Source organism: Kitasatospora sp. NPDC022785, from assembly GCF_055561295.1.
The window spans coordinates 72,630-96,089 of the sequence record NZ_JBVHHB010000028.1 but is presented as its reverse complement, the minus strand read 5'-3'; the positions used below and the strand labels follow the sequence as shown (position 1 = coordinate 96,089).

Genomic DNA, 23,460 nt, shown 5'->3' with positions numbered 1-23,460 from the left:
GGAGCTACCACTGGGATCCGGGATCACGGGGTCGGCGCCGCGCACGGCTCAGGGCGCCCGCTCTGCGGCCTGACAGGTTGACGACCACGTCGACCGGGTCGAGGATCTCGCTCCAGGCCCGGACGTCCTGCTCGTCTTCGAGGGCGCGCAGCAGGTTGACGAGCGCGCGCACGCCGGCGTCGGCCGGTGAGATGTCCAGCGGCAGTCCGTCGTAGTCCGGTTCGGGATCGGGGACTGGTCGGGGCCGTACGTGCATGATGGTGCTGCCGTGGGACGGTCCCGTCAGCTCCAGGGGGGACCTGGCGGTGGGCTGCTGCCGAGGCGCTGTCCCGGAGCGGGCGCAGCGTGGCCAGGAAACATGGCGCGAGCATCCGGCTGCCTTCTGGCGTCGACTGCTTTTGCTCTGACTCTCGTATCGCCGGCGGCGGCAGAAAATCAGGCAGTGTCGACTGTCTGGGGGAACATCAAGAACGTGCACTCCGGCATGTTCCTGGAGATCCGTGGTGACTCCAGGGCAGATGGGGCCACGGCGAACCAGCGGCAGTGCAACGGGCCCGCAACGCAGCAGTGGGAGTTTCAACTGAAGTCGAATCCCGTGGTGTGGAACAAGAACTCGGGGAAGTGTCTGGAAATTCTCTCCTGGGGGACGTCCAATGGCGACCTTGCGGGGCAGTGGGAGTGTCACGGCGGTAATAACCAGTGGTGGAACACGCCGGCGATCCAACTCTTACGACTGCACTGCCGACCGCGTGCTCCACCTGCTGCGGAGGACGGCCGCCTCCGTCCAGGTGCAGCATCCGGTGAGCCGCCGAAGTCCGCTGTCTGCTGTCTGCTGTCTGCTGAACGGAACGAACGAGGCGCCGTCACCGCTTTGGTGGCTGCTACCTTCCGTCGCCGATTCAGGCCATTGAGGCCATTAAGGGCTCAGCGCTCAGGTAGTCGAGGCCGCAGGTGCAGTTCGACGGGCCGCCGTCCGGCAGCAGGCAGGGCGGGCTGAGTCGTCGGCTCTGCCCGTGGCGAATCTGCGGTGGGCAGAGAAACGGCATCCAGGGGTCTCCCGGGGTCAAGAGTGGAGTCGACGGCATCCCGCCCCGGCAAGGAGACCAGATGACTTCACTCACCACGCTCGAACCCCGCGCGGAGGAGGGCGACACGCCGCCCAGCCGCTTCGACGACCACCTCGCGGCGCAGTTGCTCGCCCAGCGGATCGTCCTCCTCGGCACGCAGGTCGACGACGTGTCGGCCAACCGGGTGTGCGCGCAGCTGCTCCTGCTGTCGGCGGAGGACCCGCGCACCGACATCAGCCTGTACATCAACAGCCCCGGCGGGTCGGTCACCGCGGGCCTCGCCATCTACGACACCATGCGGCTCATCCCGAACGACGTCTCGACGCTGGCCATGGGGTTCGCCGCCAGCATGGGCCAGTTCCTGCTCACCGTGGGCGCGCCCGGCAAGCGGTTCGCGCTGCCGAACGCGCGGATCATGATGCACCAGCCCTCGGCGGGCATCGGCGGCACCGCCGCGGACATCGAGATCCAGGCGGAGAACCTCCAGTTCACCAAGAAGGCCATCGAGCGGATCACCGCCGAGCACACCGGGCAGAGTGAGCAGACGATCGCCCGGGACGGCGACCGGGACCGCTGGTTCACGGCCGAGCAGGCCAGGGAGTACGGGATCGTGGACCGGGTGGTGGAGTCGCTCGCCGACATCCGCCCGGCCTCGTCGCGCCGACGGATGGGGCTGTGACATGGGGTCGTACACGGTTCCCTACGTCATCGAGCGGACCGCGCAGGGCGAACGGTCCTACGACGTCTTCAGCCGGCTGCTGAACGAGCGGATCATCTTCCTCGGCACCGAGATCGACGACGGGGTCGCCAACGTGGTCATCGCGCAACTCCTGCACCTGGAGTCGGAGAACCCGGAGCGCGAGATCTCGATCTACCTCAACTCGCCCGGTGGATCGTTCACTTCGCTGATGGCCATCTACGACACGATGACGTTCGTGCAGGCGCCGATCTCCACGTTCTGCGTCGGTCAGGCGGCGTCGACGGCCGCGGTGCTGCTGGCCGGCGGCGATCCCGGGCGACGCTTCGTGCTCCGGCACGCGCGGGTGCTGCTCGGCCAGCCGGCCAGCGGCGGGCGGCAGGGGACGGTCTCCGACCTCAGCCTCGCGGCCAAGGAGATGGTCCGGATCCGCTCGGAGGTGGAGGAGATCCTGTCCCGGCACACGCACCAGGAGGTGGCGACGCTGCGCGCGGACATGGACCGGGACAAGGTGCTCACCGCCGAGGACGCGGTCGCCTACGGGATCGCCGACGAGGTGCTGAGCCGGCGGCTCGCGTTCGTCTGACCCCGCTGACCCCGCGCGGACGTGACCGGTACGGCGGCGGTGAGCCCCGCCGTACCGGCCGTCGGTCCGATCCGGTTGCCGGTCCGATCCGGTTGCCGGTCCGATCCGGTTGCCGGTCAGGTCAGGTCCGATCAGGCGGCGAGGCAGAGGCCGTTGTACTGCGCCGTGGGCGAGGTGCGGCCCCGGCCTGCCCGGCTCGGGGCCAGCCCCTCCTGGGCGAGCGAGAGCAGGTCGGCGAGGCCGAGCCCGAGGGCCCGGGCGGCGGCCGCGAGCACCTCGGAGGAGGCCTCCTTGCGCCCGCGCTCCAGCTCCGACAGGTACGGCACCGAGATCCGGGCCGCCTCCGCGACGTCCTTCAGCGTCCGCTCCTGGGCGAGCCGCTCGCGCCGCAGCACATCGCCGACGAGGTCGCGCCACAGGGGTTCCCTCGGCGCAGGCGTCCGTGGGGCCCCCGCCGGCCGCAGCGGGGCGCGGTTCGCCCCACCGGAACCGGGCGACGAGGCCTGCGGGCGCAGGGGGATGACGCGGGCTTCGTTCGGCGCATGAGTACTCACCCCTTCAGCCTAAGGATCCGGGGCCCCGGGGGAAGGGAGCGACGTTCTGCCCTGGGAGAAGCCGCGGGCCGGCTTCAGTCGTCGCGAGCGGCACCGCGACCGGAGGCGGCCAGGTCGATCGTGCCGACTCGGGTGTCCCAGTCACGATTGCGGTATCTGTTGCGGGAGTTGATCCGGTCCGTGCTCGGGCGGCCGTACTCGCCGCCGCAGGCGCGGTCAAGGTTTGCGGACATCATCGACTCGGCGAACGTCTTCACCATCGCCCGCAACAAGTCCGGACTCTCCGAGGCGAGGTTCCCCTCCAGGAGCGCGGCGAAGGGCAGACTGTTGGGTGCGGTCTTTATTGATCCTCAATGGTAGGGGTTCTCGGTCGTTGAGCCCCACGTGAGTGAACTGGTGCGGGACGCAGGGCGCTTGTCACCTTCGGCACAGGAAGCGTTGCGGCTGCGGGCGGTGGCCGCGCTGGCGGAGGGCCGGACCGTGAGGACGTCGCAGTGGTGTTCAAGGTCTCGCTGAAGGCGGTGGACGGCTGGTGGGCGAAGTGGCTGAACGGCGGGCGTGAGGCGCTGATCTGGTGTCCGCGCGGGCGGCGGGTCGGGGAGCATCAGGTGCTGTCCGACAGCAAGCAGGCTGCGGTGCGCCCTGGCCGGCATCGTCTACGTGCTCCGGACCGGTGTCGCATGGCGCGATGTCCCCGCGCAGGCCGTGGGCTGCTCCGGAGTCACGGCCTGGCGCCGGCTGCGGGACTGGACCGAGGCCGGCGTCTGGCCCCGCCTGCACGCCACGCTGCTGACCGAACTGCGCCACCCGGACCTGTTGGACCTGGACGACTGCGCGGTGGACGGCTCGCACGTCCGGGCGCTCCGCCTGCTATGGAAGCGCGGCGTCAAGCCGATGATCGCCCGACGGGGCGTCGCTCACGCTTCCGGACTCGGCAAGGTGCGCTGGGTCGTAGAGCGCGCCTCCGCCTGGCTCCACCGGTTCAATCGCCTGCGCACCCGTTACGAGCGACGCGCCGATCTCCACCAGGGACTACTCGACCTTACCTGCAGCATCATCTGCCTCCAGCGCCTTCGAAAGTCATTCTGAAACGATCAGTTACACCCACGACACTGGGCCGTGCCCGGCCGGAACCGCCGAGGCACCGGCTGGCGACGATGCCGTTTCCGGCGTCAACGGCCTGGTCGTGGCGATCGGTCGAACGGGCAGCATCATCATGGGAATGCAATGCACCGGGCCGCCCTGACAGCACAGGCCGGGCCTGGAACGAACCGGATGCCTGGGGGTGGGACGCGATGACAGCGTGCGGCCCCTTTCGGGAAACGAACCGCCCGACCTGAACGTCGTCGCCATGCATGCGGTGGACGATCAGGGCGACGGTCGCCCGGAGCCAATTCGTCTCCGAGGCGGCGATTGCGTACGGCCTGTCCGCCGGTGACCAGCTATCCGGCAGGTGATGTTCCATGGATTCCTGGGCCGCCGCAGCCACCTGCTGCAGGCGTTTTCTCGGCGGCGGCGGAAATGAGATTTCGTTCTGTGTCGGCTGTGCCGTAGAGTCGGTGTCACCGACGCGGGGTGGAGCAGCTCGGTAGCTCGCTGGGCTCATAACCCAGAGGTCGCAGGTTCAAATCCTGTCCCCGCTACTACGCAACAAGGCCGGGCCCGTCGCACTGTGTGCGTCGGGCCCGGCCTTCGTTTTGGTTCGGTCAGCAGTCGGCGACGGTGTCGACCTCAATTCGTCAGCGGTGAGCGGGCCGTGTGATCATCCTGGCATTTTGCCCGTAATGTCCCCGTTAAATGGAACGCTGGGCACTCACATGCCGACGCGAACTCCTCGACGGGACGCTGATCTGGAACCAGCGCCATCTCCTGCATGCTGCGGGAGTTCGAGGACCACTACAACACCCACCGCCCACATCACGCACTCCACCAGGACACGTCACTGACACCACGGCCCGTCCCGATCGCCGATCCCGGGCGGATCGCCCGGCTGGACGTCCGCGGACGCGACCGTCTCGGCGGCACCCTCCACGCGTACCGACATGCCGCATGACCTGCACGGACTAACTCATCGGCAGCCACAGGGGCGGCGCGCGCCGGAAGACCCCCGGCAGGGGCCGCATCAGGCGCCGTCCGCCGCGCCAAGCCGCGCCGAGAGGTCGGTGATCAGTCCGCCGTGGCGATCAGCGGCTTTAGCAGGATGTCGGGCTGGGTGCGCTGGAAGGCGTTCAGGTGCCACTTGTCGGCGAACAAGGCCAGCAGAACGTTGTCCGAGCGGCGGGTGAGCACCTCGCCGTTGGTCAGGCGGGCTTTGGCCAGGGCTGCGGCGCCGTCGGCGTCGGTGATCCGGGCCAAGCGGTAGGAGAGCTGGTCGAGGGTGATCGGGGAAGAGAACTCGTGCTCCATCCGGTGCAGGATCACGTCGAACTGCATCGGGCCGACCGCAGCCATGACCGGCGACTGGTCGCCACGCCGGTCGGAGACCAGCACCTGGATCACGCCTTCCTCATCGAGTTGGGCGACGCCCTTGCGGAACTGCTTAGAACGGCTGATGTCCTTGGGCCGTGCCACCGCGAAGTACTCGGGGGCGAAGGCGGGCAGCGGGGGAAATTCGGCCTTCTTGCCGGTGTAGAGGGTGTCGCCGACCCGCAGCGCGCTCGCGTTGATCAGGCCGACCACGTCGCCGGGGTACGCGGTGTCGACCACGGTGCGCTCGGCCCCGAAGACGGTGTGTGCGTACTTGGTTGCGAAGGAGCGGCCGCTGGCCGCGCAGGTGACCTGCATGCCGCGCTCGAAGACACCGGAGCAGACTCGGACGAAGGCGATCCGGTCGCGATGGGCCGGGTCCATGTTCGCCTGGATCTTGAACACCAGACCGGAGAACTCCTCGCCGACCTCGCGGCTGCCGCCCTTGGCCAGCGGGCGGGGCCCGGGAGCCGGAGCGAGGTCGACCACGGCGTCCAGCAGGGGCTTCACACCGATGTTGGTCAGCGCGGCGCCGAAGAAGACCGGGCTGATCTTGCCGGCCTCGAAGGCCTCCTGGTCGTAGCCAGGGCCGGAGGAGAGCACCAGCTCCAGTTCCTCCAGCGCGGTCGTCCAGGCTTCACCCTCCTGCTCGGCGGCCTTCTCGGAGGTGAGCTGCTCCTCGAGGGCTGCGTGCGTGCCGGCCGGCACCTTGGTGTAGCGCAGCATCTGCTCGGTGTTCCCCGCTTCGACCAGGCCGCGCAGGTTGCCGGCGTTGCCGACCGGCCAGACGACCGGGACGGGGGTGATCCCGAGGTGCGTCTCGATGTCCTCGAGCAGGGTGAGTGCATCCCGGCCGCGCCGGTCCCACTTGTTGATGAAGGTGATCACGGGGACGCCGCGATGGCGGCAGACCGCGAAAAGCTTGCGGGTCTGCTCCTCCAGGCCCTTGGCCGCGTCGACCAGCATGATCGCGCAGTCGACGGCGGCCAGCACCCGGTAGGTATCCTCGGAGAAGTCGGCGTGGCCGGGGGTGTCGACCAGGTTCATCACGTGGTCGCGATAGCCGAACTGCAATGCGGCCGAGGTCACCGAGATACCGCGCTCGCGTTCCAACTCCATCCAGTCGCTGGTCACGCCGCGTCGGTCACCCTTGGCGTGCACCGCACCGGCAGAAGTGATCGCCCGCGCGTGCAGCGCCAGCGCCTCGGTGAGCGTGGACTTGCCCGCGTCCGGATGGCTGATCACGGCGAAGGTCCGTCGGCGGCCGGCCTCATGAAGGACCTGCGGGACGGGGACGGACTGTTCGGTGCTCACGGGTTTCCTCGGGTACGCGTCGGCAGCAGGCCGGGTGACGCCTCTCCGTACCTGGTGAGCCGGGGATCAGGTCCACAGGCCCAAGAAGCGATAATAGGCTGCCGGACGGCGTGACCCCGAAATTCCCGTTTGCCGGCTGCTGCCCCGGCTCCAGCCGGGATAGCAGCCGAACTGTCAGGAGTCGAAGCCGAGGCCGAGCCGGTCCAGGGTCCTCAGCCACAGGTTGCGCCGGCCCGCTCGGAGTGGATCGTCAACTCGCCTTCATCGAAGCCCTGTTTGGCGGCGGTGCCCTGGATGAAGCGCCGGGCGACCTCCTCGCTCTCGCAACCGGCCACCTGCGGGGCTCGGAGAGTCGTCGCCGCAGGTCAAGCCCACGTATCGGTATGCGCAGGCTGGCATCCCCCGGATTGGTCGGCCTCGCTCACGACAGGTGAGCAATCTGCGCGAAGCCGGCTCCGCAGGGCGCGATGATCCGGCTGCTCTCGAGCCCGTGGTCAGCGGTCGTATCGGGACGCTACGCCCTGCGACACCGAGCAGCGCCGGCGAGTCCACGACCACTTGTCGCCGCGACAAGGGATCGCCGCAGGTCAGGGCACCATTCAGCCCGTTTGTGAGTACGGAGTGAGTGCGGGGGTTCACCGGCTGCTGGCGCCTGCCGGGAGACCATGAGCGTGGCTGTTCGTACGACCCGCAGGAAGTGATCACCATGCGCTCCGCAGCCCACGCCGGGCACGTCTACCGCCGGTGCGGCTGCCGCGACCAGCAGGGAAATCAGCTCGGAGCCAGCTGCCCCGAGCTCGCCGCCGACCCCGATCACGGCACCTGGACCTTCCCCCTCGACCTCCCCTCCCCCGGCCCCGGACGCAACAACGTCCGCCGCGGCGGCTACCCCACCGCCGAAGCCGCCCGAACCGCCCTCCGCCGGATGATCGAGGGCGAGACCGCCGGCTTCACCGCCGACCCCAACCAGTCCGTCGCCGAGTACCTCACAGCCTGACTCAAGGACAAGAAGCTCGCACTCAAGCCCACCACCTTCGCCCGCTACCGCGACTACGTCACCAACGACCTGATCCCCGCCCTCGGCCAGGTCAGGCTCGACGACCTCGGACACTCCCACATCGCCGCCTTCACCCACGCCCAGCTCGACGCTGGCCGAGGCAAGGTGACCGTCCACCGCTGCCTCGCCACCCTGTCCAGCGCCCTCGGCGACGCCGTCCGGCAGCGCCGCCTCTCCTACAACCCGGCCCGACCCACCGTCATCCCCCGCCCCGCCGCGGCCGAACGCCATATCTGGACCGTGCAGGACGCGATCCGCTTCCTGCACCACTGCCGCGCCACCGACCCGGCCTTCGCCGACCTCGTCGAGGTCCTCATCGGCACCGGCATCCGCAAGGGCGAAGCCCTCGGACTGCACTGGGATGACGTCCACCTGCCCGAACGCGTCCTCTACATCCAGTACACGCTGTCCGCGGTCGACAACAACCGCGTCGTCCTCACCGACCCCAAGGCCCGTAGCAGCAAGACCTGGGCGCCGTCTCCCCACGGGTCGCCACCGCCCTGCGCCACCGCTCAGTCGACAAGGGCCCCTCGCCCTCATGCGCAGACCACGGCGGTTTCGTCTTCCACCGCCCCGACGGACGCCCCCTGCACCCTCAGTACGTCCTCAACCACTTCCACGACCTCTGCCGGCAATTCGACGTCCCCCGCACCGCCATCCACGACCTGCGCCACCTCGCCGCCACCATCTCCATCACAGCTGGCGTCCCCCTCACCGTCGTCTCCAAGACCCTGCGGCACGCCACCCTGTCCACCACCGCGAACATCTACGGCCACCTCACCACCCAGGCCGCCCGCGACGCCGTCGACACCATCGACCAAGCCCTCACCTCGGCCGACTCCATGAAGCTGCCACGCCCACACACACCCGCCGCTCACACCGGCCAACACCACAACCAAGCCGCTACGGTCAAGGGCCAGCCCCCAAAGGCGAGTTGACACGACCAAGCACTCACCTTGATCGACTCGGCGAGATCCCGCCCTCACAATGCACTCACAAGGCCCTGAAAACACATCAAGGCCGCTTCCACCTCTCGGTGGAAACGGCCTCCGACCTGCGAAAACGCCGGTCGGGACGACAGGATTTGAACCTGCGACCCCTTGACCCCCAAAGTCAAGGGGTTCAACTATTGTCGGCAGCCGAGGCCTCCATACCTCGGCTTTCTTGTTGCTCAACCATGCCGAACACACGGGGAGTTGACGCTCATCATGAAAGTCCACCGTCGACCGAGGTCGAACCCGATCGATGCCCAGTCGGATTCAAGTTCGTACATAGATGTCCGTAAGCGCCCACGGGCGCTCATGGGCGCTCACCAGGTACGGCCCCAAGCTGGTCCCCAAGTGGTCCCCAGACCCCCAGACCGACCTTGGTCACCGCGAGTAACAGCAAGCTGTCGACCCGCCAGCAGGAGCCTCCCGCTGACCGCCGCAACCCTCCACGGGTCGCCCCTGGCCAGGTGGAGTGCCTCGGGCGGATCACGGTCGCTTACCCACTGGCTACGGATCGTGATCCTCCGGGCGGTGTGTCGCCTGGCGCGTGTCGTCGCCGTCTGGTTCTGACGTGCTTCACGCACCGCACGATGCGCTCTGCCGCCACACCCGACACAGCAGCCACTCTTGCCTCAGAACCACCAGGCAGTCCGGGAGAAGGGGAAGCTCATGGGACAGCGTACGCAGCGGGGCAGGGTGTACCGGCGGTGTGGGTGCCGGGACGAGGGCGGGCGGCAGTTGGGTGCGTGGTGTGTGCGGTTACTGGAGGAGGCGGGCACGGGTCGTGGACGTACTGCGTTGACCTGGCGCCGGAGGCCGGCCGGCGGCGTACCCGGCGGCGAGGTGGGTTCGCTTCCGAGGCCGAGGCCGCGCAGGAGCTGGCGGCGGTGTTGGAGGGCGAGCTCAGCGGGGCATACGAGGAGCGCCGTACCACGGTGGCGGAGTATCTGCGGGAGTGGCTGGCGGCGAGGAAGGAGGAGCTCACCGCGAACACCTACGTCGGGTACAAGGCCTACGTGGAGCGGGACCTGGTCCCGGCGTTCGGGCGTTGCCGGCTGCTGGACCTGCGGCCGAGGCAGATCGAGGACTGGGTGGCCGAACAGCGCAAGGCCGGCCGGGGCCGGGTCACGCTGTACCGGGTGGTCTCGACGCTGCGCAACGCGCTGAACCACGCGGTGCGGTCGTGGCGGCTGAAGTTCAACCCGGCCGAGCACTGCGTGCCGACCAAGCCCCGCGCGGACGAGCGCATGTGCTGGACCCCGAAGGAGGCCGCGGCGTTTCTGCGGCACAACGCGGAGCAGTACGCCGACCAGCTGGCCGACCTGTTCGAGGTCCTGCTCGGCACCGGCATGCGCCGCGGTGAGGTCCTGGCGCTGCACTGGTCGGACGTCCACCTCATGGACCGCAAGCTGTTCGTCCGCTGGACCCTGTCCGCCGTGGACAACGGCGCCCTCCACTTCAACCAGCCGAAGACCGAGGCCAGCCGCGCCTGGATCAGCCTCTCCCCCAGAGTCACGGCAGCCCTCCATCACCAGGCCGACCTCCAGATGAACACCCACCTGGAGGGCCGGCTGGAGGGCCTCGTCTTCGCCAACTCGGACGGATCGCCCCTGCGACCGCAGTGGGTCCTCGACCAGCTCCGCAAACGCACCGCCGAACTCGGACTGCCCAAGATCGGCCTCCACGACCTGCGCCACACCGCGGCCAGCATCGTGATCGCCAAAGGCATCCCCATCGCCATCGTCTCCAAGACCCTGCGCCACGCCACCCTGGCCACCACCATCAACCTCTACGGCCACCTCTTCAAGGACTCCGCCGACGAAGCCGTCAAGGCACTCTCCACCGCACTCGACCAAGCCGACGCCCACCACGTCGTTGACGGCCACACCCGCGCACTGCGGTTCGCCGCGTAGACGATCACAGCCTTGCCCGTCATCGATCCCCCCAAGAAAGGCAGCGGGTATCAGCTGGTGGCCCCTGCCTCGTCCTTCCGAGCCACCCTCGAGCACTGGAGACAGCATGACGTCGACCGCCGCCGCATCTGGGACCGCGCGCGCCAACACGGAGGAACCCACCGTCCTTCTGCCGCAGGGCGACTGTCCCGGCGGTGACATCGAGCACGCAGCTCTCAAGGCCGGTATCCTCGCCGCCCCCGAGGACGGCGGTCCGTGCGTCTGGATCGATCTCGGCGACACCGGCATGAGCAGCAGCTACATGCGCGATGCCGACCGGGTTCGGAAGTTCGCGTCAGATCTCCGTATCTTCGCCACCGAGGTCGACAAAATCGCAGCCGAACTCGCCGAACTCCAGGCGTAGGCACGCAGGCCAGCATCGTCAGGGTGCTTTGGGGCAGCAGTAGGTCGAGGGCGGTTGCAGGGCTAGCCAGCTTGGGCGGACCGGGCTCGGAGCAGCAGCTCCTGGACGCGCTGACGCCACCGACGAGAGTCCTCGCTGAAGGAGCGGTCGTCAGCGGCGGGATCCCATTTCTCGAGCTTCAGGAGCTGCTCCACCAGCTGGCCGAGGCGGCCCGGATCGTACCCGCCCCAGCCGGGGTCCAACTGCTGCGCGATGTCGTGGAGCCGGTGGGCGGCACGGTAGTGAGCGAGCTGGTGTCCGTCAGGCGGCGGATCGCGTAGCCGCCGCATTTGCTGCACCAGTCGAACTTCGTGTCACCGAGCAGGTCGGCGATGGTGAGCAGGTCGTCGTCTGTAGCGACACCGCGTTCGCGGACATGGGAGCAGAACGGCGAGTGCCCCTTGCCCTGGTAGCGGGGGTCGGCGTTTACCGCGTAGACCTCGGCCTGCGCGAGGAGGCCCAGCGGGATGCCGCTACCGCTGCGCTTCCAGGTGCTGTCGTCGGGTGCTTCGAACGGTTCAAGGTCCAAGTCCTGGCTGTGGGCGAGGAGTCCGTGCCACACCGCGCTGGGAAGGCTGCGCGCACGCCCAGCTCGGTCGTACCCGGAGTCCAGACTGCGCAGGTCGGGCACGCCGCGGGCCACCGCGAGCAGCCTCAGGTTGAACTCCCGCGCCCAGGGTTTGTCGCCGAAGACCAGCCAGGCGGCGTGCTCGGCGCCGACGGCCAGGCCCAGCCGCTCACCGAACAGCGGGTCGTCGGCCTCGCGCATCCGTTCCCGCCACATGGCGGAGGGCTCCTGGGGAGGATGGCCGATCGCCTCGGACCAGGGCTCGATCAGTGCCGCGGGCAGGTCGGCGGAGCTGGCGACGAGGACGCCTTGCCAGCCACGGGCCGCACGCCGCTCGAGTTCCTTGAAGGGCAGGACCTCCGTTCCGGCGTCGGTGGAGAACACGGTGTACAGCTGGTCCTCGGCGCGGGGCGCGGTGCTGAGCAGCCGCAGGTGCTCCGCGGTGAGGGGGCGGCGCTGGTGCACCGGGCTGTCGTCGAACACCCCCGGCCCCAGTGCACTCGCTTCGTCGGCAACCGTCGGGGCGTCGGGAGGCTCGGGCTCGCACCGCACGAGCGCGGTGCGGGCCAGGAGTTGGTCGACGACCAGCTGGGGTGCGCGGAAAGTGAGCCTGCGCCGGCCCCAGTCGGCACTGGTCAGGAAGGTGAGCAGGACGCCGATCGTCCAGTTGTCGAGGCCGCCCCGCAGCGTCCGCTCTCGCTGCTGCGAGTAGGGGTCCTCATCCCGGGGTTCCTGCAGGTGTGCGGTCAGCGCCACCATCACACCCGGGTTCGAGATATGGGCGACCCGGCGTGCTTCCTCCTCCCAGGAAGCCAGCAGCCGGTCTGCCGCACGGCAGGCTTCGCCGTACCCCTTGCGCCGTGAATTGATTCCCCCGATGGCGTGATACGTGACCAGGTGGTCACCCGGCAGTCCCCATGCGTCCGCCGCTGTCCCCTGCCAGCGGGACCACATCGACCGCAGCCGGCCGGCGATCTCCTTGCGGCCGCCGATGGCGCTGAACGCCTACTCATCCGTGGGGAGTTCCGGCATCTCCAGGCTCGCGGCCGCCGCGGCTTCCACCAGTGCGGCCGCATCGACGAACAGTCCCGCTCGTTCGCGCAGCGTCTGGAGGTACTCCTCCTTCAGTGCCACCTTCGGCCGCGCCCAGTCGGTAAGCCAGGGGAACTTCGCGACAACACTCTCGGCGAGGTGAAGGCTGTCCACAGCGTCACGCCACCTGGACAGCACCAGATCCCGGAGGCGCTCCGCGTCGTCGCGGGCATCCCTGCCCTCGCCATAGGTCTCGTCCTCCTCGGGAACCGGATCGGCGCGCAGAACCTCCGCGGCGCCTTCTGCTTCCTTCTGCGTCACCTCATCGTCCGGATCCGCCTCCGTGTACTCCTGCAGCTGGGAGAGCAGCCCCTGGTGGCCGCCGAGCGCGCGCAGGAACAGGCCGGCACCGCTGTCCGGACGGTCCCAGTCCCCGTGATGTGCGCAGGCGGAGCACAGACGGGCGATCGTCGCGGCGTTCAGCGGCGCCTCGGAGGCCACCGCTCCGTCCGCGCGGAGTCGGGGGCATCGCAGGTGTGCGTGCAGCTTGGAGGCTCTGCCCTTCGCCGCGAAGACAGGGATGGCCGTCGAACGGGCCAAGCGGAACGTCAGCAGTCAGCACAGAGTCGCGCACGTAACTCCCCTATCAGTCTCGGCCGGTGAGCATATCCGGGAGCACGGACATCGGCCCCGCGAGCGCGTGTTCCGGGCGAACCGCACCACAACGGAGCGCGTCCGTGGTACCCCGGCACGCTCGCTCCGAATTGAAGCCAATCCAGCGTCGCGCGTCGTCCGGCTCCTGCTCCTCGTCGCCTCGAGATCGACGGGCTCGGTAGGCCGTAGAGCGGCGACCGCCTTCGATCTCCTGCTGCTCCTCAATCTCGTCGGGATCGTGAGCAGCCGCTGCGGGCCGACCGGGATGAGACTCATGGACGGATCTACGTTCTGCCCGATCCGGTCTTGCGGGACCACCTCTGTACGAGGCTGTGCCAACGGGTAGTCGCCATGCGCTGGTGTCAACAGGGGCACCAATAAGTTACTCGAACAAAAAAGCGATAAGAAATTCCGGATGAAACTCATACGAGCAGATTGACGGTGCGGCATGCTTGGACAATTCTGCAGATCTGCACGAGTTTCGAGCATGTCTGCGTCAATCAAGGGCGAGGGGTGCCTGCTTGCTTACCGGTATCTCGATTCGCAACTTCCGGGCGTTTCGCAGCTTCGAGCTCGAGTTCGATCCTACGATGAACATCCTCGTGGGTGACAACGACACCGGTAAGTCAACGATCCTGGAGGCCATCGGGCTTGCTCTGACCGGCCGGCTCCGAGGCCGGTCTTCTCGCAGGAGCTGTCGCCCTTCCTGTTCCACCAGGGGGCGGTGAAGGACTATCTTCACGCCCTCCGGAGCGGTGCCGTTGACGCCCGGCCACCGGAGATCATCATCGACCTCTTCCTCGCCGACACGGCCGAGTCCGCGACGCTCCGAGGCATGAACAACCTGCGCAAGGCCGACAGTTGCGGGGTCCGCATCCGGGCATACCTGAATCCCGACTTCGCCCCGGAGTACGAGGAGTTCATCAAGTACCCCAGCCAGGTGCAGCTGGTTCCCACCGAGTACTACCGGGTTGACTGGCTGGGGTTCTCGGGGAACGGCATTACCTTCCGCAGCGTGCCGGCCACTGCTTCCTTGATCGACGCGTCGAACATCCAGCTCCAGAGCGGCGTCGACTACTACCTCAACCGCATCATCAGCCAGAATCTGGAGGCCGGGCAACGGGTCGGGCTCACTCGGGCGTACCGCAACCTGCAGCAGGAGTTCGCCAACGACGACGCGATCCGCAAGATCAACGAGGAACTGCGGGGCGCTCCGCGGGAGGTCAGCGATCGGGAGCTGACCCTCGGCATCGACCTGTCGCACAGGGCCAGTTGGGAGAACAGCCTGGTCCCGCACCCGAATTGCCGTTCCAGTACGTGGGCAAGGGCGAGCAGAGCACGCTGAAGATCCTGCTCGCACTCAACAAGCAGGTCGCCGAGGCCCACGTCCTGCTCGTCGAGGAGCCGGAGAACCACCTGTCCTTCCCGAACCTCGGCAGGCTGGTGAAGAAGATCGGCGACAAGTGCGCCGGCAAGCAGGTCTTCATCACGACACACAGCTCGTTCGTCCTGAACAAGCTCGGCCTGGACAAACTGGTCCTGCTGACGGCCGACGGCGGGTTCCGGCTCGACCAACTGCCCCCCGACACGCGGGACTACTTCAGGAAGCTCTCCGGCTACGACACCCTGCGTGTGGTCCTCGCCCGCCGGTCGATCCTGGTGGAGGGGCCCTCCGACGAATTGGTGGTGCAGCGCGCCTACCTGGACCGGCACGGCCGCCTGCCGAGCGAGGGCGGCGTCGACGTCATCAACATCCGCGGTCTGTCGTTCACGCGGTTCCTGGACATCGCCGCGCTCCTGTCCCGGAACCAGGTGGCGGTGGTGACCGACAACGACGGCAAGGATGCAGCCGTCGTGCGAGGGAATTACGCCGCATACACGAGCAAACCGAACATCAAGGTCTGTGTCGGCGAGGACGAGGCTTTCAAGACGTTGGAACCACAGCTCCTCAAGGCCAACAACCTCGTCCTGCTGAACCGGGTGCTCGGGAAGGTCTTCAGCAGTTCGCAGGACCTGCTGGACTACATGAAGAACAACAAGACGACGGTGGCCCTGGCCGTCTTCGACGGCGACACCATCACCATGCCGGAGTACATCCGTGACGCCGTCGCCTGACAACCTCGCGGTGATCGCGGCCGCCGGATCGCGCAAGACCCAGCAGATCGTGGACAGCGTCCTGGCAGACCGAACGAAACGCGTCCTGGTGACGACGTTCACCACCGAGAACCTGGGCCAGATCACCGAGCGGCTCAACACTGCGGCAGGGACTCTGCCCGTCCACGTCACCGCGATGGGCTGGTTCACCTTCCTGCTCAACGAATGCGCCCGGCCCTACCAGGCAGCCGTCCTCGACGAAGTGGGACTAATTCGCGGACTGGACTTCGTGGCGGCACGCCCTCGGTACGTGCCGCGGGCCAAACCGCGGCAGTTCTACATGGACCGCCACCACGACATGTTCCGTGACGGCCTCTCGGACTTCGGCGTCCGAGCGAACACCGCCACCCGCGGCAAAGTCATCGCACGCCTCGCGGCCATGTTCGACCACATCTACATCGACGAGGTCCAAGACCTTGTCGGCCACGACCTCGAACTACTGGACCTGCTGTTCCGGTCCTCGATCGGCGTCACCCTGGTGGGCGACCCCCGCCAGTTCACCTACGCGACCAACAACTCGGCCAAGAACCAGGCGTACAAGGGCGGCGGCATAGTCGACTGGCTGAGGAAACGAGCCGACTACTGCACCCTGGAGTCACGCTCCGAGAGCTACCGCTGCAACCAGCAGATCTGCGACTTCGCCGACGGTCTGTTCCCCGAGCTCGAACCGACGGTCTCGAAGAACACCGAGACAACCGACCACGACGGGATCTTCGAGATCAAGCCCCACGAAGTGAACGAGTACGCCCACCGGTACTCACCGACGGTGCTGCGCTACGACAAGCGCGCCGACACACTCGGGCTGGCCGCGGTGAACATCGGGCTGTCGAAGGGCAGCACCTTCGAACGCGTCCTGCTCTTCCCCACCAAACCAATGATCAAATACTTGCGGACCCGCAACCCCGCCGACGCCGGCAGCCGCGAGAAGCTGTACGTGGCGGTCACCCGGGCGAAACACAGTGTCGCCTTCGTGGTGCCCTGACCTGTGGGGCCAGGCAACGGGCATTGTCGCGCCCTGGGACTCCGCACATGCCGCCCCTGCACCTTCGAGCGCGCCTCACCCGCTCCGACATGGAGGTGGCCGGCGAACTCGCCGCCGCCCGGCTACCCGCGCAACGTCGGCCCCGGTGTCTGGGACATCCACTCCCCGCGCGTCCCGGACACCGACGAGGTCGTCTCCTGCTGTGCACCGGGCTGGCCGCGATTCCGGCCGAGCGGGCCTCCAGGAAGATGATGTCGCGATCAGGACGGCGACCATCAGCCCGGTTCCGCCTTCATGATCCGAGAAGTTAACACGCCTACAAACAGTATCGGGCCTGGGAGCCGCACCAGCCGCCGCGCGGGCCTCTGCCACGACAGGCCCGCGCGGTTCCGAAAGCAGGGGTTCGGTTCAGGCAGGTCGGCTGCACCGCCAGCAGTCTCGTTCCGGGAGCACGCGCAGGGCGAGGACGGATCCGTCCGGGTGGATGGAGACGGGGCCGTCCCAGTCGTCGTCCCAGGTGGCGGTAGGCCACGAGGCGCGGCGGGCGTGGGCCTCGTCGCGGTACTGGGTGAGGCGGCGCCCTGCGAGGTGTTCGAAGAGGTCTTCCGCGACGCCCGAGAAGGCCTCGACCCGGGTGCGGTTGAGGCGCAGGACGTGGTCGGTGCCAACGAACGGGATGCCGAGGAGTTCGTGGTCCGCGTCCTGGACGCTGCCGATCGCGGCGTGCGAGATGCCCTCGTACCGTTTGCGGCCCTGTCGGCCGGTGAGGTACGGGACGGTGGCCGCCGCGTCGCCGGCGAAGGCTGTCAGGCCCGCCGCTCCGGTGCGGGCGAGGGCGTGCTGGAACCAGGCGAAGTGGTTGGCCTGGATGTGGAAGCCCGGAACGGATTCGGGGTTCTCGCCGTCCTGTGCGGGCGGCAGGATTCCGGGGAAGATGTTGTCCTGGTCGAGTTCCTTGTCCAGGTCTCGGGCTTCGCCGGCCGGGTGGGTGTGCCGCCGTTGCCGCGCGCGTGCAGCAGGTGGACGGTCATCGGCCCGTCGACGGGGAGTTCGGTGCTGAAGATCAGGGCCGGGGTGTCCATCCATCCGCCGATGTGTACGGCGTCGGCGTGGACCGCGGCCGAGGCGAGTTGGGTGTGGGAGGCGGAGGCGCCGCTGTGGTTGCCCTTGCAGGCGATCGGGAAGACCCGCGAAGGCCGGCCGGGCTTCCACACCTCCGCCAAGTACTGGGGACGGTAGCGGTAGCCGGCGGAGACCCCTTTGTCCCGGCCGGTCACGGCGAAGCCCGCCCGCAGGGCGGCGTCCGCGGGCACGATGGACACGCTGTGGTCCGGATAGCGCCTGGCCAGGACGTGCTTGGCCACGGCCAGCGCGAATCCGACGCCGAGTTCGTCCGATTGCAGCGCCTTGTAGTAGTCCGCCGTGTCACGGCCCTCGGCCGACAGGGCCATGAAGGTTCCAAGCGCTCCCTCTAGCGCCTGGCTGTACTTGAGGCAGCCCCAGTGCTCCGCGAGCCCCCGCCCGGCACCGCGTCGCGCGAGTGCGGTCGCGCGTCCGAGGGTGTGCAGCACGTCCCACGGTGTCAGCTGGACGCTGCCGATTTCCCTGGATGGCACGGGTCGCAGGCCCGGCTTGCGGCGCAGCGCGTCGAGTTGATTCTGCTCCCGATCCTCGTCGTCCTTCGCGGCGACGGTTTCGACCTCGCCCAGCAGTTTGTCGCTGGAGTGGACCGCGACGTTCGACGGCTGCGCGAGCTGCTCAAGCACCTCGCGCACGTTCTTCGGCTCGTTTCCCTCCATGGCATTCCCCCAACTCTCGAGTCCCGCAAAGCAGATGCCGTACCTTAAGCCGCTCGTTCGGGGCGCGTGCCAGGGGCGTACGCGCGCACTGCTGGTTCCTCGACGTCGGGTTCGTGCTGCCATTGATGTGCGTCGGCAGGTGCATCCGGGTTTTCCCGCCTCCCTTCGGGCGGCGGAGGGCGGATGGGGTCTCCGCCAGCAGTGCCCTACCGGATGAGCAGCGCCGTTCGGAGCGTGGTTTCGCGGAGGTGGGTGAGGAGTTGGGGGTCGTCGTCGAACACGATCTCGGCAGCGGGGTCGAGGGCCTGGTGCAGCATGGCCTGGACGACGTCGGCTATGGGTTGTTCATTGACGACCGCGGCCCAGTGGGCGGCGTCTTCGTGGTCGCCCTTGGCGGTGGCGTCGGCCCACTGGGCGACGCAGGCCTTGGTGACGTGGTAGGCGTTGACCCGGCCCTTGGCCAGCAGGCCACGGTTGAGGTCGAACAGGTCGATGGTGGCCTGGCCCCTGGGGGTGAGCGGGTGGTACTGGCCGACCGCCAGGACCAGGCGCAGGTGCGGTGTCGGGTCCTCGGCCGTGGGGTCGATGAGCAGCGGCTTGCCGTCGGGGCCGAGCGGGAAGACGGCCTTCTTTAGGTGGCTGTTGCACAGTGAGCAGGCGAGGACGTGGTTGGTCCAGTCGAAGGCGCGTATCGGGTGCCGGTCGATGGGATCGAAGTGGTCGATGTCCGTGCCCTGGTTGTCCCCGCAGTACATGCACCGCTCTCGTCCGGCCGCCATGTCCGCGAGAAGGTCCTTGAGCGGCCCGTGTACGTGGCGTCGGACGGTCGAATGCTTCCAGAGCCCTCGCGCCCGCGCCGCGGGTTTCTCGGCGAGCACGATGTCGCAGGTGCACTCGGCCATGCGGGAGCGCGGCGGCTCCGGCAGGGGAAGCCGCTGGATTCGGATCACGCGACGTGCCCGGTCAGGGAGTGCAGGCGGGCGGCGACCTCGTCGACCCGGGCGGCGGGCGAGCTGGTCAGGGTCCGCTTCAGCTGCCGGTAGCGCTCCCGCTCCTCCTCGCCGGCCTCGCCGGCCACGATCTTCATCTCCAGCGCGACCAGGAGTGCCCGGGCCTCGTCCGCGCGCTGCGAATACGGAGTGTCGAGGCCGAAGAGCTCGGACAGCACCGCGTCGTCGCCGCTGCCGAAAACCACCCGGTCGTACAGGTCAGTCCCTACAACCTCGGGGGCTTCGTCGACGTCGGGGCCGGGCAGGCGGATCAGCCCGGCGGGGTCGGCGGCCTGGCAGATGTAGGGGCTGTGGGTGGTGACCAGGAACTGCACGAGCGGGAAGTGCTGCTTGAGCCACCCGCCGATGCGCTTCTGCCAGGACACGTGCAGGTGCGCGTCAATCTCGTCGATGATCACGACACCGGGGACGATCACGACGGGGTGACCGTCGTCGTAGTCGATGTGAAGGTTTCCGTAGGTGTCGTGAAGCTGCTTGAGGATGTCGACCACCAGCGCGGCCACGGTCCGGTAGCCGTCACTCATCTCCCGCAGAGCGAAGGACCGGCCGCCGTGCGCGACCCACAGGCCGTCGGAGTCCACGTCCCCGATGGTGTAGTCGTCGGGCAGCAGGTCGTCGCCGAGGATCTCCAGAGCGGTGCGCTTCAGCTCGGCCGCCCCCGGCCGGTTCTCCAGGGATCGCAGGTGCTGCTCGATCAGCCAGCTGACGCCCTCGGCCAGCGAGGCGTCCTCGTGGAAGAGACTGGTCAGCCGGGCCACGGCACCCGACCCGGCCATTCGTCGCTGGACCTCCCCCGACCCACCGACGAGCCGACGAAACGGCCCGTAGCCCGCACAGAACCAGCCCACCGGGTTGTCCGCCCACGGCCCGCGCTGGGCAGCGGTCGGTGCCTTCCTGTAGGCCATTGGGCTCAGGGCCGGCTGGGCATGGCGACCGGACGCGGTCGCGGATTCCGGCGCGGTCCACTGCAGGCCCGCCCAGAACACCCCGGCCGGAGGCCGTCCCGTGGTGAACCTGTCCTCCGCCGTATCCGGCTGGAGGCAGACCTCCGCGACGGCCCGCTCGCGCTCGTCGCTGATCCACGAGTCGAAGCCGGTCACCAGCCCGCGTGCAGCGCTCGGGCCGCTGACAGCCAGGGCGACGGCGCGCAGCAGGGTGGACTTGCCGGAGCCGTTGCGGCCGGCCAGCACCGTCCATCCGGCGTAGGAGCCGTCGGGCCGGGTCAGGTCGAGGTCCACCTCACGGGCGCCGCGGAAGCCGCGGACGTTCCGCACCCGCACGTTCTTGAGGTACATGCCCCGTCCTCCAGCCCTTCTCCTCCATCGCACGTCCCGGTCGTGGGCCGCTGCGTCGACTCTATCCGTGCCCTGCGTCGACGGAGGGCCTCCCTCCTGCCCCTGGTGGTACGCCGCTATGGTCCGGTGGGACATTGACCGGCTTCGCAAGCGATCCTCTGGATCAAGCCCCCGAGGATCGGGATGCCCGACCTCCTGCCCAGCTGCGGATCCCGTTCGGACACTTCGACTCACCCCTACAGAGTCCGTCGACTGTGAGGAATGCCAGCGGATCCGCCGGTATCCGGACGACCAGCCGTTGGATCGCCGTTTAGGGAGCGTATTTGGTCGTGATCAATGGGTGGTCTTGGTGAGGTCCTTGATCCAGATCATCGAGGCGCGGAGGTGGAGGCCGGCGCGGTAGCTCTCGGGCTTCTTGTCGAACCGGGTGGCGATGCCCCGCCAGGCCTTCAGCCTGTTGATCAGGCACTCGACGGTGTTCCGCTCCTTGTAGAGCTCGGCGTCGTGATCGACGGGCCGGCCGCCCCTGCTGCCCTTCTTCTTCCGGTTGGCGGCCTGGTCCCGCTTCTCCGGGATGACGGCCTTGATGCCGCGTTTGCGCAGGTGAGCACGGTTGCCGCGGGACGAGTAGGCCTTGTCGCCGGCGACCGCGTCGGGCCGGGTGCGGGGGCGGCCGACAGGCCCGCGGACCCGGACCTTCGCCAGCACGGGGATGAACTGCGGACTGTCGGCGGCCTGCCCCTCGGTCAGGACGATCGCCAGCGGGCGACACGTGCGCTCACCGGCGATGTGAACCTTGCTGGTCTGCCCGCCTCTGGACCGTCCGAGCAGTGCCGCCTTCAGGCGGAGCTTGCGTCTGCGTCGGACCCGTCGCCGCTCGTCCCGTTCTGGGTCGTCTGCAGTGTCCTGCCCGTCTTGTTCCTTCGTGCCGCCCCGTTACCTTTTTCACGGCCCCGCAACGGGGCTCCCGGCCTCCGGGCCCGGCATGACTTGTTACCCCAGTCAATCATGATCGAAAAGGTGCTGTCACCGGGTACCGGAGGCATTGGCAGACCGCTGATTAGGGGCACGAGCGCCGATCCCGTTCATGGGTGAGGCAGGCTCTTCGTAACGTGGATGCCGGCACGCTGATGCCGTAGGTAAGGCCGGGGAGGGCACGACCACTGTGGAGAGTACGCGTGATCGACACGGGTGACATCGACGTCTACCTGGGCCTGGACGTGGGCAAGGGCGAGCATCATGCCACCGCCCTGACCCCAGCTGGCAAGCGGGTCTTCGACAAGCGGCTGCCCAACACCGAGCCGAAGCTGCGTGAGGTGTTCAGCAAGCTGAAGGCCAAGCACGGCACCGTGCTGGTGGTGGTCGACCAGCCCGCCTCGATCGGCGCACTGCCCCTGGCCGTCGCCCGCGACACGGGTTGCCGCGTCGCCTACCTGCCCGGCCTGACGATGCGAAGGATCGCCGACCTCTACCCCGGCGAGGCCAAGACCGACGCACGGGACGCGGCGATCATCGCGGACGCCGCGCGAACGATGCCGCACACGCTGCGCGACCTGGCACCCTCCGACGCGACCGTCGCCGAGCTGGAGATGATCGTCGGCTTCGATGACGACCTGGCCGCCGAGTCCACCAGGATCAAGAACCGGCTGCGCGGCCTACTCACCCAGATCCACCCCTCGCTGGAGCGGGTGCTTGGCCCCAGACTGGACCATCCTGCCGTCCTGATACTGCTCGAACGGCACGGATCCCCAGCCCAGTTGAGGAAAGCAGGACGGCGTCGACTGGTGACCCGGCTGCGACCCAAGGCCCCCCGACTGGCCGAACGCCTGGTCGAGGACATCTTCGACGCCCTCGACGAGCAGAGCGTCGTCGTGCCCGGCACCGAGGCGGCCTCGCTGATCATCCCCAGCCTCGCCGGCTCACTCAGCTCCGTGCTCGACCAGCGCAAGCTCCTCGCCGCCCGCATCGAGGAACTGCTGGAGGCCCACCCTCTTTCCCAGGTCCTGACCTCCATGCCCGGCATCGGGGTCAGGACCGGAGCCCGCATCCTCATCGACGTCGGCGACGCCAGCACCTTCCCCACCGCCGGACACCTGGCCGCCTACGCCGGTCTGGCACCGGTGACCAGGAGCTCCGGCTCCTCTATCTGCGGCGAGCACCCCTCCCGCCGAGGCAACAAGCAGCTCAAACGAGCCTTCTACCTCGCCGCGTTCGCGTCGTTGTCCCAGTCCGAGTCACGCGCCTACTACGACAAGAAGCGACAACAGGGAAAGCACCACGTCGCCGCCCTCGTCTGCCTCGCCCGCCGGCGCATCGACGTTCTCTTCGCCATGCTCCGAGACGGCACCTTCTACGAACCCCCGGCCGCCACCGCCGCTTGACGAAAACCATAGGGGCACCTTTTGCCGGGCCCTCTCCGCCTCCTCGGCGGCCTTCTCCAGGTCGGCAAGCGTGTCGGGGTCGAGGTGCATCCCGGCGGCGTCATGGTGGGCCCGGACGGTGGTGGAATCCACGCTGACCAGCGACAAGTCCACCTCACCCTGCTTCGCGGCCTCCGCGATAGCGCCCTCCAGCAGGGCCTCGAACACCCCGGCGTCCCTCCACTGCCGGAAACGGTTGTGGACCGTCGACCAGGCGCCGAACTCCCGAGGCATCTCCCTCCACTGGCTGCCCGTCCAAAACCGCCAGATCACACCCTCGAACTGCCGGCGCAGCCGCTCGGGGTACGGACCGTACTCACCGATCGGCAGGTACGGCCCGATGAACTCCCACTCGGTGTCAGTCAGTTGCACTCGCGTCACGCAACATGATCTAGCGGATCAGGCGCGACCACGAGGGCAAAACCCGCAGATTGATCACAACCAGATACGCGCCCTAGTCG

At 68.3% G+C, this 23,460-nt stretch carries 20 protein-coding genes, 1 tRNA gene and 5 pseudogenes; 15 read left to right on the top strand and 11 right to left on the bottom strand.

Annotation, left to right across the window (positions count from 1 at the left end; translation table 11 throughout):
- Positions 1–4: 4 nt before the first annotated feature.
- Positions 5–256, bottom strand: a complete 252-nt coding sequence (locus tag ACZ3YO_RS32810; protein ID WP_465576689.1) for a hypothetical protein — start codon at positions 254–256, stop codon at positions 5–7.
- A 102-nt stretch (positions 257–358) separates the two neighbouring features.
- Here ACZ3YO_RS32810 and ACZ3YO_RS32805 point away from each other — a divergent pair, with 102 nt between their 5' ends.
- From ACZ3YO_RS32805 to ACZ3YO_RS32795, 3 genes are all read left to right on the top strand, one after another.
- Positions 359–997, top strand: a complete 639-nt coding sequence (locus ACZ3YO_RS32805; RefSeq protein WP_465576686.1) for an RICIN domain-containing protein — start codon at positions 359–361, stop codon at positions 995–997.
- Positions 998–1,107: 110 nt separating this feature from the next.
- Entirely contained in the window at positions 1,108–1,746 is a 639-nt protein-coding gene (locus ACZ3YO_RS32800; protein ID WP_465576683.1) for a ClpP family protease, read from the top strand.
- Between the two features lies 1 nt (position 1,747).
- Positions 1,748–2,350, top strand: coding sequence for a ClpP family protease (locus ACZ3YO_RS32795; protein ID WP_465547032.1), 603 nt, complete (start codon positions 1,748–1,750; stop codon positions 2,348–2,350).
- A 131-nt stretch (positions 2,351–2,481) separates the two neighbouring features.
- Here ACZ3YO_RS32795 and ACZ3YO_RS32790 read toward each other — a convergent pair whose 3' ends face one another.
- Positions 2,482–2,904 carry a helix-turn-helix domain-containing protein gene (locus tag ACZ3YO_RS32790; RefSeq protein WP_465576680.1) on the bottom strand — a complete coding sequence of 141 codons (423 nt, stop codon included), beginning with the start codon at positions 2,902–2,904 and terminating at the stop codon, positions 2,482–2,484.
- Positions 2,905–3,011: 107 nt separating this feature from the next.
- Positions 3,012–3,248 (bottom strand): annotated as a pseudogene (locus ACZ3YO_RS32785) (transposase); the annotation flags it as partial.
- A gap of 289 nt (positions 3,249–3,537) precedes the next feature.
- Here ACZ3YO_RS32785 and ACZ3YO_RS32780 point away from each other — a divergent pair.
- The 3 genes and pseudogenes from ACZ3YO_RS32780 to ACZ3YO_RS32770 form a co-directional block, all read left to right on the top strand.
- A pseudogene (locus ACZ3YO_RS32780) lies at positions 3,538–3,993 on the top strand (transposase); the annotation flags it as partial.
- A 480-nt stretch (positions 3,994–4,473) separates the two neighbouring features.
- Positions 4,474–4,547 (top strand) — tRNA-Met (locus tag ACZ3YO_RS32775).
- Between the two features lie 230 nt (positions 4,548–4,777).
- Positions 4,778–4,957, top strand: a complete 180-nt coding sequence (locus ACZ3YO_RS32770) for a hypothetical protein (RefSeq protein ID WP_465576677.1) — start codon at positions 4,778–4,780, stop codon at positions 4,955–4,957.
- Positions 4,958–5,070: 113 nt separating this feature from the next.
- Here the strand turns inward: ACZ3YO_RS32770 and ACZ3YO_RS32765 are convergent, their stop codons facing one another.
- Entirely contained in the window at positions 5,071–6,684 is a 1,614-nt protein-coding gene (locus ACZ3YO_RS32765) for a peptide chain release factor 3 (protein WP_465576674.1), read from the bottom strand.
- A gap of 706 nt (positions 6,685–7,390) precedes the next feature.
- Here ACZ3YO_RS32765 and ACZ3YO_RS32760 point away from each other — a divergent pair.
- The 4 genes from ACZ3YO_RS32760 (at position 7,391) to ACZ3YO_RS32745 (ending at position 11,046) form a co-directional block, all read left to right on the top strand.
- A complete protein-coding gene (locus tag ACZ3YO_RS32760; protein WP_465576672.1) occupies positions 7,391–7,681 on the top strand; it encodes a hypothetical protein in 291 nt (96 codons plus the stop codon).
- 527 nt (positions 7,682–8,208) lie between these two features.
- On the top strand, positions 8,209–8,679 hold the full coding sequence (locus ACZ3YO_RS32755) for a tyrosine-type recombinase/integrase (protein ID WP_465576781.1): 471 nt from the start codon (positions 8,209–8,211) through the stop codon (positions 8,677–8,679).
- A gap of 938 nt (positions 8,680–9,617) precedes the next feature.
- The gene (locus tag ACZ3YO_RS32750; protein ID WP_465576669.1) at positions 9,618–10,643 is read left to right on the top strand and encodes a tyrosine-type recombinase/integrase; all 1,026 of its coding nucleotides are present in this window, start codon (positions 9,618–9,620) and stop codon (positions 10,641–10,643) included.
- Positions 10,644–10,749: 106 nt separating this feature from the next.
- Positions 10,750–11,046 carry a hypothetical protein gene (locus ACZ3YO_RS32745; RefSeq protein WP_465576665.1) on the top strand — a complete coding sequence of 99 codons (297 nt, stop codon included), beginning with the start codon at positions 10,750–10,752 and terminating at the stop codon, positions 11,044–11,046.
- A gap of 178 nt (positions 11,047–11,224) precedes the next feature.
- Here the strand turns inward: ACZ3YO_RS32745 and ACZ3YO_RS32740 are convergent, their stop codons facing one another.
- Both ACZ3YO_RS32740 and ACZ3YO_RS32735 read right to left on the bottom strand, forming a co-directional pair.
- On the bottom strand, positions 11,225–12,412 hold the full coding sequence (locus ACZ3YO_RS32740; RefSeq protein ID WP_465576663.1) for a hypothetical protein: 1,188 nt from the start codon (positions 12,410–12,412) through the stop codon (positions 11,225–11,227).
- A gap of 246 nt (positions 12,413–12,658) precedes the next feature.
- Positions 12,659–13,186, bottom strand: a complete 528-nt coding sequence (locus ACZ3YO_RS32735) for a hypothetical protein (protein WP_465576661.1) — start codon at positions 13,184–13,186, stop codon at positions 12,659–12,661.
- Between the two features lie 605 nt (positions 13,187–13,791).
- Here ACZ3YO_RS32735 and ACZ3YO_RS32730 point away from each other — a divergent pair.
- The 4 genes and pseudogenes from ACZ3YO_RS32730 to ACZ3YO_RS32715 all read left to right on the top strand — a co-directional run.
- Complete coding sequence (locus ACZ3YO_RS32730; protein WP_465576659.1) at positions 13,792–14,067, top strand: AAA family ATPase; 276 nt, start codon at positions 13,792–13,794, stop codon at positions 14,065–14,067.
- Between the two features lie 247 nt (positions 14,068–14,314).
- On the top strand, positions 14,315–15,454 hold the full coding sequence (locus tag ACZ3YO_RS32725) for an ATP-dependent nuclease (protein ID WP_465576778.1): 1,140 nt from the start codon (positions 14,315–14,317) through the stop codon (positions 15,452–15,454).
- Positions 15,438–16,475: a UvrD-helicase domain-containing protein gene (locus ACZ3YO_RS32720; protein ID WP_465576657.1), complete on the top strand. Its 1,038-nt coding sequence runs from the start codon at positions 15,438–15,440 to the stop codon at positions 16,473–16,475. Before ACZ3YO_RS32725 ends, ACZ3YO_RS32720 begins: the two co-directional genes overlap by 17 nt.
- 80 nt (positions 16,476–16,555) lie before the next feature.
- Positions 16,556–16,711 (top strand): annotated as a pseudogene (locus tag ACZ3YO_RS32715) (5-methyltetrahydropteroyltriglutamate--homocysteine methyltransferase); the annotation flags it as partial.
- Between the two features lie 570 nt (positions 16,712–17,281).
- On the opposite strand, the gene ACZ3YO_RS32710 reads toward ACZ3YO_RS32715, so the two are convergent.
- The 4 genes and pseudogenes from ACZ3YO_RS32710 to ACZ3YO_RS32695 all read right to left on the bottom strand — a co-directional run.
- Entirely contained in the window at positions 17,282–18,274 is a 993-nt protein-coding gene (locus tag ACZ3YO_RS32710) for a hypothetical protein (RefSeq protein ID WP_465576654.1), read from the bottom strand.
- 206 nt (positions 18,275–18,480) lie between these two features.
- Positions 18,481–19,053 (bottom strand): HNH endonuclease, encoded by a 573-nt coding sequence (locus ACZ3YO_RS32705; RefSeq protein WP_465576652.1) that lies wholly within the window; start codon positions 19,051–19,053, stop codon positions 18,481–18,483.
- Between the two features lie 167 nt (positions 19,054–19,220).
- Positions 19,221–20,579 carry an AAA family ATPase gene (locus tag ACZ3YO_RS32700; RefSeq protein ID WP_465576649.1) on the bottom strand — a complete coding sequence of 453 codons (1,359 nt, stop codon included), beginning with the start codon at positions 20,577–20,579 and terminating at the stop codon, positions 19,221–19,223.
- Between the two features lie 333 nt (positions 20,580–20,912).
- Positions 20,913–21,515: pseudogene (locus ACZ3YO_RS32695) on the bottom strand (IS5 family transposase); the annotation flags it as partial.
- A gap of 242 nt (positions 21,516–21,757) precedes the next feature.
- Between ACZ3YO_RS32695 and ACZ3YO_RS32690 the strand changes: the two are divergent.
- The gene (locus ACZ3YO_RS32690) at positions 21,758–22,960 is read left to right on the top strand and encodes an IS110 family RNA-guided transposase (RefSeq protein WP_465576645.1); all 1,203 of its coding nucleotides are present in this window, start codon (positions 21,758–21,760) and stop codon (positions 22,958–22,960) included.
- 18 nt (positions 22,961–22,978) lie between these two features.
- Here the strand turns inward: ACZ3YO_RS32690 and ACZ3YO_RS32685 are convergent.
- A pseudogene (locus ACZ3YO_RS32685) lies at positions 22,979–23,380 on the bottom strand (transposase); the annotation flags it as partial.
- Positions 23,381–23,460: the final 80 nt, after the last annotated feature.

Coding starts and splice junctions, on each gene's coding strand:
- ACZ3YO_RS32810 (WP_465576689.1), bottom strand. CDS start 256: ATGCACGTACGGCCCCGACCAGTCCCCGATCCCGAACCGGACTACGAC.
- ACZ3YO_RS32805 (WP_465576686.1), top strand. CDS start 359: ATGGCGCGAGCATCCGGCTGCCTTCTGGCGTCGACTGCTTTTGCTCTG.
- ACZ3YO_RS32800 (WP_465576683.1), top strand. CDS start 1,108: ATGACTTCACTCACCACGCTCGAACCCCGCGCGGAGGAGGGCGACACG.
- ACZ3YO_RS32795 (WP_465547032.1), top strand. CDS start 1,748: ATGGGGTCGTACACGGTTCCCTACGTCATCGAGCGGACCGCGCAGGGC.
- ACZ3YO_RS32770 (WP_465576677.1), top strand. CDS start 4,778: ATGCTGCGGGAGTTCGAGGACCACTACAACACCCACCGCCCACATCAC.
- ACZ3YO_RS32760 (WP_465576672.1), top strand. CDS start 7,391: ATGCGCTCCGCAGCCCACGCCGGGCACGTCTACCGCCGGTGCGGCTGC.
- ACZ3YO_RS32745 (WP_465576665.1), top strand. CDS start 10,750: ATGACGTCGACCGCCGCCGCATCTGGGACCGCGCGCGCCAACACGGAG.
- ACZ3YO_RS32740 (WP_465576663.1), bottom strand. CDS start 12,412: ATGGTGGCGCTGACCGCACACCTGCAGGAACCCCGGGATGAGGACCCC.
- ACZ3YO_RS32710 (WP_465576654.1), bottom strand. CDS start 18,274: ATGGAGGGAAACGAGCCGAAGAACGTGCGCGAGGTGCTTGAGCAGCTC.
- ACZ3YO_RS32705 (WP_465576652.1), bottom strand. CDS start 19,053: ATGGCGGCCGGACGAGAGCGGTGCATGTACTGCGGGGACAACCAGGGC.
- ACZ3YO_RS32700 (WP_465576649.1), bottom strand. CDS start 20,579: ATGTACCTCAAGAACGTGCGGGTGCGGAACGTCCGCGGCTTCCGCGGC.